Annotated in this window: 14 protein-coding genes; 4 read left to right on the forward strand and 10 right to left on the reverse strand. The window is 69.5% G+C overall.

All coding sequences use genetic code 11. The features are described 5' to 3' along the window. Window positions 1–16: 16 nt before the first annotated feature. The 5 genes from E5A74_RS04065 to radA form a co-directional block, all read right to left on the reverse strand. Window positions 17–571 carry a CvpA family protein gene (locus tag E5A74_RS04065; RefSeq protein ID WP_135982947.1) on the reverse strand — a complete coding sequence of 185 codons (555 nt, stop codon included), beginning with the start codon at window positions 569–571 and terminating at the stop codon, window positions 17–19. 469 nt (window positions 572–1,040) lie between these two features. Further along, window positions 1,041–1,604 carry a lipocalin family protein gene (locus E5A74_RS04070; protein WP_135982948.1) on the reverse strand — a complete coding sequence of 188 codons (564 nt, stop codon included), beginning with the start codon at window positions 1,602–1,604 and terminating at the stop codon, window positions 1,041–1,043. A 66-nt stretch (window positions 1,605–1,670) separates the two neighbouring features. Continuing rightward, window positions 1,671–1,898 (reverse strand): hypothetical protein, encoded by a 228-nt coding sequence (locus tag E5A74_RS04075; RefSeq protein ID WP_135982949.1) that lies wholly within the window; start codon window positions 1,896–1,898, stop codon window positions 1,671–1,673. A 145-nt stretch (window positions 1,899–2,043) separates the two neighbouring features. Continuing rightward, window positions 2,044–2,418, reverse strand: a complete 375-nt coding sequence (locus E5A74_RS04080) for an endonuclease domain-containing protein (protein ID WP_135982950.1) — start codon at window positions 2,416–2,418, stop codon at window positions 2,044–2,046. 61 nt (window positions 2,419–2,479) lie between these two features. After that, entirely contained in the window at window positions 2,480–3,847 is a 1,368-nt protein-coding gene (gene radA, locus E5A74_RS04085) for a DNA repair protein RadA (protein WP_135982951.1), read from the reverse strand. Between the two features lie 111 nt (window positions 3,848–3,958). Here radA and E5A74_RS04090 point away from each other — a divergent pair, with 111 nt between their 5' ends. The 3 genes from E5A74_RS04090 to E5A74_RS04100 all read left to right on the forward strand — a co-directional run bounded on the left by E5A74_RS04090 (window position 3,959) and on the right by E5A74_RS04100 (window position 7,381). Beyond that, window positions 3,959–5,248 carry an acetamidase/formamidase family protein gene (locus E5A74_RS04090; protein WP_240699632.1) on the forward strand — a complete coding sequence of 430 codons (1,290 nt, stop codon included), beginning with the start codon at window positions 3,959–3,961 and terminating at the stop codon, window positions 5,246–5,248. Window positions 5,249–5,302: 54 nt separating this feature from the next. Next, the gene (locus E5A74_RS04095) at window positions 5,303–6,454 is read left to right on the forward strand and encodes a glycosyltransferase family 4 protein (RefSeq protein WP_135982953.1); all 1,152 of its coding nucleotides are present in this window, start codon (window positions 5,303–5,305) and stop codon (window positions 6,452–6,454) included. Between the two features lie 72 nt (window positions 6,455–6,526). Next, entirely contained in the window at window positions 6,527–7,381 is an 855-nt protein-coding gene (locus E5A74_RS04100; RefSeq protein WP_135982954.1) for a hypothetical protein, read from the forward strand. On the opposite strand, the gene E5A74_RS04105 is transcribed toward E5A74_RS04100, so the two are convergent. Genes E5A74_RS04105 through E5A74_RS04115 form a run of 3 tightly spaced genes read right to left on the reverse strand, consistent with a single transcriptional unit; the run spans window position 7,378 to window position 8,514 of the window. Beyond that, complete coding sequence (locus E5A74_RS04105; RefSeq protein ID WP_166745590.1) at window positions 7,378–7,725, reverse strand: PilZ domain-containing protein; 348 nt, start codon at window positions 7,723–7,725, stop codon at window positions 7,378–7,380. The genes E5A74_RS04100 and E5A74_RS04105 overlap by 4 nt on opposite strands. Before the next feature lie 52 nt (window positions 7,726–7,777). After that, complete coding sequence (locus E5A74_RS04110; protein ID WP_135982956.1) at window positions 7,778–8,275, reverse strand: PIN domain-containing protein; 498 nt, start codon at window positions 8,273–8,275, stop codon at window positions 7,778–7,780. Further along, window positions 8,275–8,514, reverse strand: a complete 240-nt coding sequence (locus tag E5A74_RS04115) for a type II toxin-antitoxin system Phd/YefM family antitoxin (RefSeq protein WP_135982957.1) — start codon at window positions 8,512–8,514, stop codon at window positions 8,275–8,277. The genes E5A74_RS04110 and E5A74_RS04115 overlap by 1 nt, the downstream gene beginning before the upstream one ends. Window positions 8,515–8,718: 204 nt before the next feature. Here E5A74_RS04115 and E5A74_RS04120 point away from each other — a divergent pair, with 204 nt between their 5' ends. Further along, a complete protein-coding gene (locus E5A74_RS04120) occupies window positions 8,719–10,083 on the forward strand; it encodes a cation:proton antiporter (RefSeq protein WP_135982958.1) in 1,365 nt (454 codons plus the stop codon). A gap of 48 nt (window positions 10,084–10,131) precedes the next feature. Here E5A74_RS04120 and E5A74_RS04125 read toward each other — a convergent pair whose 3' ends face one another. Continuing rightward, window positions 10,132–11,568 carry a hypothetical protein gene (locus E5A74_RS04125; protein ID WP_135982959.1) on the reverse strand — a complete coding sequence of 479 codons (1,437 nt, stop codon included), beginning with the start codon at window positions 11,566–11,568 and terminating at the stop codon, window positions 10,132–10,134. Continuing rightward, a complete protein-coding gene (locus tag E5A74_RS04130) occupies window positions 11,558–13,090 on the reverse strand; it encodes a tryptophan halogenase family protein (protein WP_135982960.1) in 1,533 nt (510 codons plus the stop codon). Before E5A74_RS04130 ends, E5A74_RS04125 begins: the two co-directional genes overlap by 11 nt. Window positions 13,091–13,108 lie beyond the last annotated feature (18 nt).

Genomic DNA, 13,108 nt, shown 5'->3' on the forward strand with positions numbered 1-13,108 from the left:
CAAAGCGCGCCGATCGCTACTTCGTCGCGTTGGCGGCGTTGCCCTCGTCTTCGTCGCCGAACACCGGCTCGCCCTTGCGGCGGCGATCGACGAAATCGGCCACCGTCGCGCTCGACTTGTCGAGCAGCGGATAGGTGGTCGAATGGGTGATCCAGTCGGGCCGCCCCCCGGGTCCGCCGCCGACCGTGTCGAACACCAGCACGAGCAGCAGGAAGCCGACACTGACCAGCACCAACCCCTTGAGCGCACCGAAGCCGAAGCCGAGCGCGCGATCGATCGGGCCGAGGAAACTGTCGCGCATCCGCGAGCCGATCGTGTTGGCGATCAGCCGGCCGGCAAAATAGGTGACGCCGGAGAGCAGCGCGAAGGCGAGCACCGCCCCGCCCTGCGCGGTGCCGACCATGCCCGCCATCGCCCCGGCGAGCGGGCCATGGAACAGCTTGAGCACGAGGACCACCGCGAGCCACGCGCCCAGCGCGAGCACTTCGGTGACGAAGCCGCGGATGAATCCCAGCACCGCCGCCCCGCCGATCGCGAGCAGCACGGCGATATCGAGCCCGGTCAAAGCCATGAAACGCGTCCCTCCCGCATCCCTGATACCCGGCCGTTGCGAACGGCGGAAGGCGGCAAATCGGACGTCCGGGCGCGGGCCAGCCTGTAGGCGAATTACGCCGATTCGCGGACCCCGAGAGTAGGATTTGCGCGCCCTAGAGTCGCAAGAGTCGCGATTGAACGACTCACGCGTTGCGCGGACGCGACATTTTGTTGCGCGATGGCTGTTGGAAAATCGACCGCGTCAAAGAGCGGGCACGGCAGCGCCGGGCCGGCGCGCAGGGCAGCAGGCGAAACCCTACATTACAAGCGGCGACGCACTATTTCGTCATCCCGGCCTCGTGCCGGGATCCACCGTGCGGCAACCGGAAAGCTTTGAAAAAGAGTGGCTTGCCTGCCTCTCTGCGGACCCCGGCACAAGGCCGGGGTGACGAGCTTGGGTGCCGCCACCAAGAGAGACCAGCCAGCGCTGAAGTTCGGCGACGGCCTCAGCCCTGCCGGGTGATCCGCAGCGCCCAGCGATCATAGCCCAGCGCCTCGACGCGTTTGAGCAAAGCCTCGACCACCGCGGGGGCGGGCCTGGGATCGCGGTGGAGCAGCCAGCAATAGCGTCCGCCCGGCTCGCCGACGATCGACCATTCATAGTCGTCGCCATGATCGAGCACCCAATAATCGCCGGTGTAGAGCGGCCCGAAGAACGAGACCTTGAGCTTGGCGTTGGTCGCCTCGTCGGCGACGATCGCATGGCCCTCGGCATAGCTATACTCGCCCTGCGCGCCGCCCTGGCGGCCGGCATTGGCGATGCGGATCCGGCCATCGGGCTCGAGCGCATAATCCGCCGTGACCGCGTCGAGCCCCTTCTGGAAGCGGTTCTCGTGCCGCGCCAGCTCGAACCATTTGCCGAGATAACGGGTGAGCTCGACCGGCTTTGCCGGCTCGGGCACCGCGGGATTGATCACCGGCGGCCGCGTCGCGCGCGAATAGACGAAGAACCCGCCAATGGCGGCGGCGGCGACGCCGGTGGCGATCTTGAGCGCAGTCGATTGCTTCATGCGGGCATATTGGAATGCAGTGCGGCGAATTGGTAGCCCTTGCGCAAATATCCGGCCGTGCGGCGCTCAGTGCTCGTCGCGCCGGCGATAGAGCGCGATCGCGAGCAGCAGCAACGGCCCTTGCAGCGAGACGAGCCCGATCGCGGTGAGGATGGGGCCCGCCGCCAGCCGCCATTCCCAGCCGGACAGCGCGCCTTGCCACGCCGCCAGTGTCATCACGCTGCTGGTGACCACCATGGTGATATTGACGGCGATGCCGATGATCAGCAGCAGCGCCGCGGTTTTTACGGACATCGATCATCCCTTCGTCGGTGCCGTCTGGCGGTCCGTGACCGCTGGGCGACAGGGAAAATCGGCAGGCGTCGACTGCACCGCTACCAAATCCTCCCCCGCCAGGGGGAGGTGGCAGGCGCAGCCTGACGGAGGGGGCGGCCGCCCTTCAACTCGCGAATCTGTCGCGCCGATCGACTGCAATCGCCATGATTTGGCTCACCACGCCCTCGACATTCGCCAGCACCTCGCCCGCGGGATAGCGCAACACCCGCACCCCTTGTGCAACGAGCCATTCATCGCGCGCTGCATCACGCGATGGTCGTTCGCCGAATCCGTGCGCTTCGCCGTCAACCTCGACAGCAAGCATCGCCCGCGCACAGTAGAAATCGAGGACGTAGCTGCCCGCACCATGCTGCTTGCGAAAGCGCAATCCTGCATCGTTGCGGCGAAGCGCCAGCCATAGGCCAATTTCCGGCGGCGTCATCTGCTTGCGCAGGCGTTTGGCGTTGCGGCGGCCACCGGCGGAACACTCGAGACGCATCGCTCTCCTCCCCCTCCGTCACCTTCGGCGCCACCTCCCCCTGGCGGGGGAGGATTTTGATTCATCTACCCAGCAAATGGTCCACGAAGGCGCCGAGCGACTTGAACCCCGCGATCTGCAGCCCGCCGGTCTCGCTCTGCGCGGCGGGGGCCAGCGCGCGGGCGAAGCCGAGCTTGGCGGCTTCGCGGCAGCGCAGCGCGCCATGCGCGACCGGGCGGATCTCGCCCGACAGCGCGACCTCGCCGAACGCGATCGCATCCGCCGGCACCGGGCGCTCGGCCAGCGCCGAGACCAAAGCCGCCGCCACCGCGAGATCGGCCGCGGGATCCTGCACGCGATAGCCGCCCGAGACGTTGAGATAGACCTCGCACGCCGAGAAGCTGAGCCCGCAGCGCGCCTCGAGCACCGCGAGGATCATCGCCAGCCGGCCCGAATCCCAGCCGACCACCGCGCGCCGCGGCGTCGCGCCCGAGGCGAGCCGCACGGTGAGCGCCTGCACCTCGACCAGCACCGGGCGCGTGCCCTCGAGCGCGGGGAAGACGATCGTGCCGCTCATATTCTCGTCGCGATGGGTGAGGAACAGCGACGACGGGTTGCCTACCTCGCTCAGCCCCTCGGCCTGCATCGCGAACACGCCGATCTCGTCTGTGCCGCCGAAGCGGTTCTTCACTGCGCGCAGGATGCGATATTGGTGGCTGCGCTCGCCTTCGAACGCCAGCACGGTATCGACCATGTGCTCGAGCACGCGCGGCCCGGCGATGCTGCCGTCCTTGGTGACGTGGCCGACCAGCACCAGCGCCGTGCCGCGCTCCTTGGCGAAGCGGATCAATTCCTGCGCGCTCGCGCGCACCTGGCTCACCGTGCCCGGCGCGCCTTCGATCAGGTCCGAATGCATCGTCTGGATCGAATCGATCACCAGCAACGCCGGCGGCGCGCCCTCACCCAGCGTAGTGAGGATGTCGCGCACCGAGGTTGCCGCGGCGAGCCGGACCGGCGCGTCGCCGAGCCCGAGCCGGCGCGCGCGGAGCCGCACCTGATCGGCCGCCTCCTCGCCTGAGACATAGGCGACGCTCAGCCCGCGCCGCGCGATCAGCGCCGCCGCCTGGAGCAGCAAGGTCGACTTGCCGATCCCCGGATCGCCGCCGATCAGCGTCGCGCTGCCCTCGACAAAGCCGCCGCCGAGCGCGCGATCGAGCTCGGCGATGCCGGTGCCGGTGCGATCGGGCAGCGCGATATCGGTATCGAGCCCGACCAGCTGGATCGCGCGGCCGCCCGACTGGAGATTGTGCTTCGCCTGAAACGGCGTCACCACCCCGCCGGCATCCTCGACCAGGCTGTTCCAGTCGCCGCAATCGGCGCATTGCCCCGCCCATTGCGAGGACACCGACCCGCAGGCCTGACACACATATCGCTTCTTCGGCTTCGCCATGGCGGCGAGGCTAGCGCAGGAACAAGAGGGGAACAACACAATTCGCCCGCTGCCGGTCTTGAGTCCGCCACGTCGATGATTACAGATGTAGTCGACAAAGGGAGAACCGGGGTGACCAAGCTGCTCGTATCGCTGACCGCGCTGGCGCTGGCCGCCCCGCTCGCCGCGCAGGCCCAGACCGGCCAATGGATCGTCGCCACCGATCGCTGGGGGAACAAGGAATATTCGACGCTCAATCTCGTCGCCGACGGCAAGACGCTGACCGGCGACTGGGACGGCGATCCGCTCACCGGTGCGGTGCGCGCGCGGCGCCTCACCTTCGCGGTGACCGACGGACGCGGGAGCGTCTATCGCTTCGAGGGCGCGATCGGCCGCGACGGGATCCGCGGCACTGCGGACTTTCCCGACGGCAACAACCCGTCGGCGCGGGTGCGGCACGGCTTCACCGCGCGGCGCGTCCCCGATCGCCCGGCGGGCGGGCCGCGGGTGCATGATTTCCGCCCGACCGACTATTCGAACAGCTTCTCGCCCGATCGCGCGCCGGTGCTGACGATCTGGCCGGGCGACACGGTGCGGACCGTCACGATCGATTCGGGCGGAGTCGATGCGCAGGGCGTGACGCGCGCGCTGTTCGGCAATCCCCAGACCGGGCCGTTCTTCATCGCCGGCGCCGCGCCCGGGGACAGCGTGATCGTCCACATCGAGCGGCTGCGGCTCAACCGCGACTGGGCCGACAGCCTCGACACGATCGTGGGCCGGGCGCTGGGCGCGGAGCTGGTCGCCGAGGCGAAGGGGCTCGGCAAGCCGGTCCGCTGGCGGATCGATCGCGCCGCCGGGATCGCGACGCCCGAGAACGCCGGCGCGGCGCTCAAGGGGCTTCGCGTGCCGGTCCGCCCGATGCTCGGCGGGCTGGCGCTGGCGAGCGGCTTCGGATCGCCGCCGCTATCGACCGGCGATACCGGGCGCGCCGGCGGCAATATGGACTTTCCCGAAGTGATCGAGGGCAACCGCGTCTGGCTGCCGGTGCTCCAGCCCGGCGGGCTGCTCTATCTCGGCGACGGGCATGCCCGGCAGGGCGACGGCGAAACCTCGCAATATGCGCTGGAGACGTCGATGGACGTCACGTTCCGCGTCGAGCTCGTCAAGCGCAAGTCGGTGCCGATGCCGCGCGTCGAATCGCCGACCGAGCTGATGGTGCTCGGCCAGGCCGGCTCGCTCGACGACGCGCTCAAACAGGCGAGCACCGGGCTGATCCAGTGGCTGCGCGAGGATTACGGCCTGAGCCTCGCCGAGGCGGCGCAGGTGATGGGCAGCGCGGTCCGCTTCACCGTGCCCAATCTCGCCGGCCGCAGCGTCGGCGTGGCGGCGCGGATCGACCGGGCGCTGCTGCCGGCACGATAGGCGGCCAGGGGCCCTGAACTTGCCCCCGCCCCCCGCCCCCGCTATCGCGCCGCGATGCAGCCCACCGACCTTCGCGTCGCCCTGTTCAGCGGCAACTACAATTATGTGCGCGACGGAGCGAACCAGGCGCTGAACAAGCTTGCCGGCCATCTGCTGAGCCAGGGCGTGACGCTGCGGGTCTATTCGCCGACCACCGATACCCCCGCGTTTCCGCCGGTCGGCGATCTGGTCAGCGTCCCCGCGCTGCCGGTGCCGGGCGGGCGCGCCGAATATAAGTTCGCCTGGCATCTGCCGCGCGAGACCCGCGCGGACCTCGAGGCTTTCCGGCCCAATCTCGTCCATGTCTCGGCGCCCGAAGTGCTCGGCCATCGCGCGGTGAGCTGGGCGCGCGACAACGGCATCGCGACGGTCGCCTCGCTCCACACCCGCTTCGAGACCTATCCCGCCTATTACGGCATCGGCTTCCTCGCGCCGCTGATGATCAAGGGGCTCACCCGCTTCTACAATCGCGTCGATCAGGTGGTGACGCCGGGCGAATCGACCGCCGACATATTGCGCTCCTGGGGGGTGACCACGCCGATCCGCATCTGGTCGCGCGGGGTGGATCACGTGCGCTTCTGCCCGTCGCGCCGCGATCTCGAATGGCGCCGCAGCCTCGGCATCGGCGACGACGAGTTCGCGATCGGCTTTCTCGGCCGGCTGGTGCTCGAGAAGGGCCTCGACATCTTCGCCGATGTCTGCCGCATCCTGCGCGAGCGCGACGTGCCGCACCGCGTGCTGGTGGTCGGCGACGGCCCGGCGCGCGACTGGTTCGCCGAGCGCGTTCCCGAGGCCGCCTTTGCCGGCTTCCAGCGCGGCGACGATCTCGGGCGCGCGGTCGCCTCGATGGACGTGCTGTTCAATCCCTCGGTCACCGAGACCTTCGGCAATGTGACGCTCGAGGCGATGGCCTGCGCGGTCCCCGTGGTCGCGGCGCGCGCGACCGGCGCGATCGACCTGATCGAGGAAGGCGTCAACGGCTTCCTCGTGCCGCCGCGCGACTGCGACGCCTATGCCGACGCGATCGCCCGGCTCGTCGCCGATCCGGCGCTCCACAAGGCGCAGGCCGCGGCCGGCCATGCCAAGGCGCAGACCTATCAATGGGACGCGATCAACCAGAAAGTGATCGACACCTATCTCGAGGTGATGGCGCGCCGCGGCGGCTGAGCCGGTACGGTGATTGCCGGGCTTCGTCGCTTGCGGCTTGATCGCCGCACCGGCGCAGCCGAACCGGCGGCGATGATCGCCCGCCTTGCCGCCCTCGCCACCCTCGTCGCGCTCGCGCTCGTGCCGCTGCCCGCGGGCGCGCAGGACGCCGGAGCCACCGGCCGCTGGGCAAATGGCGAGCCGTTTCGCTACCATTATTTCGTGACGTTCTGGCGCGCATCGCCGCCGGGCACGACGCTCGGCGAGACGCCCGACGAGGCGGCGCGCGGGCGGATCTTCCCAGCCGAGATCGACTATCAGAGCGACGCCGTCCCGCGCGCGCAGGCGGCGCTGTTCGCGCGTAAGGCGCGGCTGGCGGTCGACGCGCTGCTCGCCCAGCCCTCGCTGCGCGAAATCCGCGGCTTCAGCCTGCGGCCGCGGATCCGCATCGACCGGTTTCGCTCGGGGCGGTTCTCCGCATCGGTCAGCATCTTCGTGACGGATCTGCGACTGGCGCTTCCGACCACCGTCCGAAGCGAGGGCGGTTACTTCACCCCTGATCAGCCGGCGGCGGAGATCCGGGTCAAGATCAACTCGCTGCTCGACTGGAATCTCGAGGATCCCGAGACGCTGGGCAGCTACAACGGCACTCCGGTCGCGATCGCGAAGACCGAGCCGTTCGTCTATGTCACCGCCAACGGCCGGACGCCGATCGTGCCCGGCGACACGCCCCGACAGTCGAAACAAATCTACAACATGGATTTCTACGACGCCGCGCTGCCGCCGACGCGCGTCCAATATGTCGCGGCGCGTGCGTTTTACGGCAGCTGGCATCGCGGCCTGTGGGACGGCACCGCCCCGCCGACCGGCAAGGTCGGCCGCATGGTCGCCGCTATTCTGATGGTCGACTGGCGCGATCTGGTGCGCCGGATGGAAGCCGCGGGCTAGGCGCGGCCCAGCGCGGCGAGGTGGCGGACGATCGCGGGGTGGAGCCGGGTCTCGAACTGGACGCCGATCGCGCCCTCGCGCGCCCAGCAGACCCGTCCGGCGATCGGGGCGAGATGCGCCAGCGCGATCAGCACGGTGTCGCCGGGCGCATATTCCTGCGCGAGGATGCGGCAGCCATCGGTGGAGATGTCGACGACCTCGGCACGGAGCCGCAAACGACTGCCGCGCGCGCGGACGTTCGCCGCGAGCTCGACGGGCGCCCGATCGCTCGTGCGCCGATCGCCCCGCGACGGCAGCGACACGCCCCGCGCGCCCGGCACCAATTCGACAACCGCCTGAAACATGCTGTCACCTCTGCACCGCGAGGGTGACACAACATAAGTTAAGAAACCGTGGTCAGCCGCGGACGAACAGATTGCGCAGCCAGAGCGGGCCGTTGCGCGCCGCCGCGCGCCAATCGGCATCCTCCCCGAGCCCATCGTCCTGATAGCCGCGCGGATCGAACAGCTTGACCCGGGCGCCCTTGTAGGCGGCCGCGTCATAGGTGACGAGACGCAGGCCATGCTCGAGCGCGGTGGCGGCGAACAGCGCGTCGCGGGTTTCGCCCAGCGCGATCTGGCCGCGCCGGCGCGCCACCGCGGCATCGAGCGGCAGGATATGGCCCTCGAACGCCGGCACCACCTGATCGTCGATCCAGCCACGCAGCGCGGCCCCCGCTGCCTTGTCGCCGCGCGCGATGCGCGCCACCGCCGCCTCGAGCTCGACGAGGCTGATCGCGGAGAGGAACAGCCGCTCGCGCGCCACCCCGCCCGCCCAGGCGGTCAACGCCGCGTCGGCGCCGCCGCTGCGCGCCTTGCGCAAGTCGAACAGAACCGGCGTGTCGAGCAGATACATCACCAGCCCCCGGGCCGGTCCCAGCGCTCGGCCGGGCCGAGCTCGGCCTGCGGCGCGGCGGGCATCGCGAGCAGATCGACCACGCTCTCGCGCTGGCCGCTCAGCTGACGGAAATTCTCGATGCTCATCAGCACATGGGTGGGGCGGCCGCGATCGGTGACGAACACCGGTTCGAGTCGCGCCATCCGCTTCGCGGCGCTGACGTCCTGGTTGAATTCGCGGCTGCTGATCACCTTCATATCGTGCCTATGTCGCTACTTTGTCTGCGTTGTCATGTAGGTACGTTACTACTGTGTGGAGGGCGCGCAACAGAAACATCGGCGTGGCCGGAAAAATGCGCGGCGCGGCAGGAATTCCGGTTGCGCCCCCTGCCCCGGCCGCGCTTGCTGGCGGCACGCGAGAGGCACGCAAGCTGCCCCGCGGCGCCAAATCGGGGGAGGCTCATGCTCGACTTACTGGAAAATGCCTGGTTCGCACTGACCGACGTGCTCAATCCGCACGGACCGGCGGTGAACGCCGCCACCAGCTATTCGCCGGCGGACTACAGCGTGCATTTCTTCCTCCAGCTCGCCGTGATCATCCTCGCCTGCCGCATCGTCGGCTGGCTGGGCCAGAAGCTGTTCCGCCAGCCGCAGGTCGTCGGCGAGATGATCGCGGGCGTGGTGCTGGGGCCGTCGCTGCTCGGGCTGTTCTTCCCCGACCTTCAGCTCGCGATCTTTCCCAAGGAAACGCGCAACGTCCTCTATGTCGGCGCACAATTGGGCGTCGGGCTCTACATGTTCATGGTCGGGCTGACGCTGCGGCTGGATCATTTCCAGTCCAAGGCGAAGAGCGCCGCGACGGTCTCGGCGGCCGGCATCGCCGCACCATTCCTGCTCGCCGCGCTGATCACGCCGTTCCTGCTCACCGTGCCGGGGCTGTTCACCGACGGGATCAGCCAAGCGAACGCGACGCTGTTCATGGGGGCGTGCATCGCGCTGACCGCCTTCCCGATGCTGGCGCGGATCATCAACGAGAACGGCCTCGCCAACTCGTCGCTCGGCACGCTCTCGCTGACCGCGGGCGCGTTCGACGACGCCGCATCGTGGTGCGTGCTCGCGCTGGTGCTCGCCACCTTCGGCTCGGGTCCGGGCGTCGCGGTGATCGCGATCGGCGGCGCGGTGCTCTATGCCGGCTTCATGCTGATCTTCGGGCGCAAGCTGCTCGCGCCGCTGGGCCGCGCGGTCGAGGCGCGCGGCGAGATGAGCACGCAGGTGCTCGCGATCACGATGCTGCTCTTCTGCCTCTCCGCCTTTCTGATGGATGCGATCGGCATCCACGCGATCTTCGGCGGCTTCCTGATCGGCGTGTGCATGCCGCGCGGGCTGTTCGTCGAGGAGCTCAAGCGCAAGGTCGAGCCGCTCGCGGTGGTGCTGCTGCTGCCGATGTTCTTCACCTATTCGGGGCTCAACACGCGGATCGACATGGTCAATTCGATACCGCTGCTGCTCGTCGCGGCGGGCATCCTCGTCGCCTCGGTGCTCGCCAAGTTCGGTGCCTGCTGGGCCGCGGCGCGGCTTTCGGGCGAGGACAACCGCACGGCGCTGGGCATCGGCGCGCTGATGAACTCGCGCGGGCTGATGGAGCTGATCATCATCAATATCGGCCTGCAAAAGGGCATCATCGGCCCGACCCTGTTCTCGATGCTGGTGCTGATGGCGATCATCACCACGGTGATGGCGACGCCGCTGTTCGAGGCCGTTTATGGCAGGAAGGCCCGGGAGACCGGCGAGCTCGATCAGATCGACCCGCGCCTCGCCACCGTCTGAATTCCTCCTGTGCCCGTCCCGCGCGCATCGCGGGGCGGGCAATTTTTCTCAGCCCATCAGCGCCTGATAATCATCGCCGATCTGCGGCAGCCACAGCCGCGCGGCGAGGCCGGTGAGCGCGACCAGCGCCAGTGCCGTGAGCGCGATCCGGGCGCGGCGCCGGGGCAGCGGCGCGGTGAGCAGCAGGATCGCCGACAGCCACGCGGCGAGCGTGGACCAGAGATGGTAGCGCCAATCGGGCGCGATGCTGACGACGAGGAAGCTCAGCTCCATCGCCGCCGCGGACAGCGCGAGCGGGACTGCGAGGCTGTGCGCGATGCTCTGCCCGGGCCGCGCCAGCGCCAGCACCGCGAGCGCGGCCGCCAGCGCGAGGATAGGCGCGCCGAGCGGGCTGTTCGCCAGCCCGCCGGCGAAGCGATCGAATGCCGCTACGCGCGGCGCGGGTGAGGCCAGCCCGAACGGATTGGGCTCGGACCGCGCCAGCGGCACCGCTTGCGGGAAATGCCAGGGCACGAACCAGCGCATCGTCGCGTTCCAGTGCGCGAGCCGATGCGCCGCCCATGCGCCGGGATGCGCCCGGATCGCGCCGGTCCACGCCGCGAAAATCTCCTGACGCGGCCGCCCGGCAAGGCCCTGCTGGATATAGTCGCAGCGTTTGCCGATCGAGAATTTGTCCCACAGGATCGAGGAGTGGCAATGCTCCGCCTCGAGCCGGCGCCACGTCGCGGGCGGGAGCAGCGGCACCGCGGCGGGACCCGCGCGATGGGCGATGCCGGCCATGTCGAAGATCGCCTGGCTGCCCTCGGCACCGCTCGGCGCGGCACCGAGCAGCCCGCGGTTGATCGCGGGCGAGAGCGCCAGCACCGCCAGCGTCACGGCGGCGATCAGCGCGAAGCGCCTCGGCCAATCGCGCCAGCGCCACGGCGCGAGCAGCCCCGCCGCGAGCGGCGCCACCGCGAAGATCGCATTGGAGCGGACGAGCACCGCATAGCCGAACAGCAGCAGCGCCACCGCCGTGGCGGCGATCGTAAGCGGCTTTTCGCGCAAGCGGTGCCAGCCGATCAGCCCGGTCGCGGCGAGCAATGCCGCCGCCATCTGCCCGTCCTTGACCACCACGACCTGCCAGCCCAGCGCCGGCGGCCATAGCCCGAGCGCGAGCACGGCGATCGCGGCGATCCGCGCCCCGCGCCCCGCGAGCGCCGCGGCGAGCAGGCCGAGACCGGTCCAGTACAGGGCGGTCTGGAGCAGGAACATCGGCCCCTGCCCCTGCCAGCCCAGCGCGTGGAAGAGCGACCAGAGCCGCGCCATCGCCGGCGGGTGCCAATCGTAAAAGGCGCCGGAGACGACCTGCTGATATTGCGCGACGCTGTCGTAATGCGCGACGCCCGGCCAGAAAAAGCCGAGCACGAGCCCGCAGAGCAGCGCCGAGGCGAGCGCGCAGCGGGCCTCCGCCGACAGGCCGCGCGCCGGCGCGTCAGGCGCCAAGCGAGCGCCCCGCATTGATCTCGCGGATCAGCGCGCGGTGCGCCGGCAGATCCTCGGTCGCGCGCTCGCTGAAGCCGCGGATCCGCGCGAACAGCTTCTCGGCCGCGGCGACATTGGGGAAATCGCCGCGCCCCGGCGCCAGATCGGTGCCGAACTCCATCCCGTAGAGGATGTACTGATAGTTGAAGAAAGCGAAGCTCTCGAGATCGAGCGTGAAATCGAAGCGGCTCGGCGGCCGCCAGCGCCATTGCGCGAGCAGCTCCTGCAGCGCCGCGGGGATCGACGCCGGATCGGCATTGTCGCGCCAGAAGGGCTCGGGGCGCCGGCTGAGGCAATAATGGAGCTTGAGGAAGTTGATGATGTTCGCATAGCGCGCCGCCATCAGCGCGTTGAACCGCGCCGCGGGCGCCTCGGCGGGGCCGTTGTGCGGGAAGAGCTCGGCGATCATCCCGACCGCCGCCTCGATCAGCACCACCCCGGTCGATTCGAGCGGTTCGAGAAAGCCGCCCGACAGCCCGACCGAGACGCAATTCCCGACCCATTGCGCCGCGCGATAGCCGGGCTCGAACGGGATGATCCGCGCCGAATAGCGATCATGGCCGACATAATCGCGCAGCACCGCGGCGGCTTCGTCGTCGGCCATGTGCGCCGAGGAATAGACGCAGCCGATGCCGCGCGCGCCCTCGAGCCCGATGTCCCATGTCCAGCCGGCCGCGTGCGCGGTGGCGACGGTGAAGCTCTCGATCGGCGCGTCGGGCCGGTCATAGGGGATCTTGCAGGCGAGCGCGCGATCGGTGAACAGCTGGTGCCGGACCGACTGGAAGCGCGCGCCGAGCGCCTTGCCGATCAGCTCGGCACGGAAGCCCGAGCAATCGATATAGAGATCCGCTTCGAGCCGGCCATGCCCGGCGGTGCGGATCGCGGCGATGCTGCCGTCCGCGTCCAGCTCGACATCGGTGAGCAGCCCGCGCAAATGCCGCACGCCGAGATCCACCGCGCGCGCCTCGAGCAGCTCGGCGAGCCGGCGCGCGTCGAAATGATAGGCATAGTTGAGCGGCCCGGCATAATCGCCCTCGCCCGGCCGCTTGGGCGCGCGCTGCGCCTCGGCGACGCGGTTCTGGATGGTCACCGCCTCGGCGAAGGGCGGCCGCGTCGCCGGATCCTGGAGCAGCCAATAGGGCACAAGGCTGGCGCCCTCGGTGTAGAAGGGTGCCTCGAACGGGTGGAGATAATGGTGCCGGCGCCCGCCCGGCCCGGGGGCGTGGAGCCAGTCGTTGAAGCGGATGCCCTGCTTGAACGTCGCCGAGGCGGCGCGGATGAAATGGCTCTCGTCGATGCCGAGGAATTTGAGCGTCGAGCGGATCGTCGGGAAGGCGCCCTCGCCCACGCCGATGATCCCGATCTCGGGCGATTCGAGCAGCGTGATCGCGATCCGCCCCTCGAAGAAGCGCGCGAGATAGGCGGCGGTCAGCCAGCCCGCCGTGCCTCCTCCGACAACAAGAATCCCCCGCTTCTCCGGCATCGGCCCTTGCTAGCGCAG

This window comes from Sphingomonas naasensis, assembly GCF_004792695.1.
Taxonomy (GTDB): Bacteria; Pseudomonadota; Alphaproteobacteria; order Sphingomonadales; family Sphingomonadaceae; genus Sphingomonas; species Sphingomonas naasensis.

Coding starts and splice junctions, on each gene's coding strand:
- E5A74_RS04065 (WP_135982947.1), bottom strand. CDS start 571: ATGGCTTTGACCGGGCTCGATATCGCCGTGCTGCTCGCGATCGGCGGG.
- E5A74_RS04070 (WP_135982948.1), bottom strand. CDS start 1,604: ATGAAGCAATCGACTGCGCTCAAGATCGCCACCGGCGTCGCCGCCGCC.
- E5A74_RS04075 (WP_135982949.1), bottom strand. CDS start 1,898: ATGTCCGTAAAAACCGCGGCGCTGCTGCTGATCATCGGCATCGCCGTC.
- E5A74_RS04080 (WP_135982950.1), bottom strand. CDS start 2,418: ATGCGTCTCGAGTGTTCCGCCGGTGGCCGCCGCAACGCCAAACGCCTG.
- radA (WP_135982951.1), bottom strand. CDS start 3,847: ATGGCGAAGCCGAAGAAGCGATATGTGTGTCAGGCCTGCGGGTCGGTG.
- E5A74_RS04095 (WP_135982953.1), top strand. CDS start 5,303: ATGCAGCCCACCGACCTTCGCGTCGCCCTGTTCAGCGGCAACTACAAT.
- E5A74_RS04100 (WP_135982954.1), top strand. CDS start 6,527: ATGATCGCCCGCCTTGCCGCCCTCGCCACCCTCGTCGCGCTCGCGCTC.
- E5A74_RS04105 (WP_166745590.1), bottom strand. CDS start 7,725: ATGTTTCAGGCGGTTGTCGAATTGGTGCCGGGCGCGCGGGGCGTGTCG.
- E5A74_RS04110 (WP_135982956.1), bottom strand. CDS start 8,275: ATGTATCTGCTCGACACGCCGGTTCTGTTCGACTTGCGCAAGGCGCGC.
- E5A74_RS04115 (WP_135982957.1), bottom strand. CDS start 8,514: ATGAAGGTGATCAGCAGCCGCGAATTCAACCAGGACGTCAGCGCCGCG.
- E5A74_RS04120 (WP_135982958.1), top strand. CDS start 8,719: ATGCTCGACTTACTGGAAAATGCCTGGTTCGCACTGACCGACGTGCTC.
- E5A74_RS04130 (WP_135982960.1), bottom strand. CDS start 13,090: ATGCCGGAGAAGCGGGGGATTCTTGTTGTCGGAGGAGGCACGGCGGGC.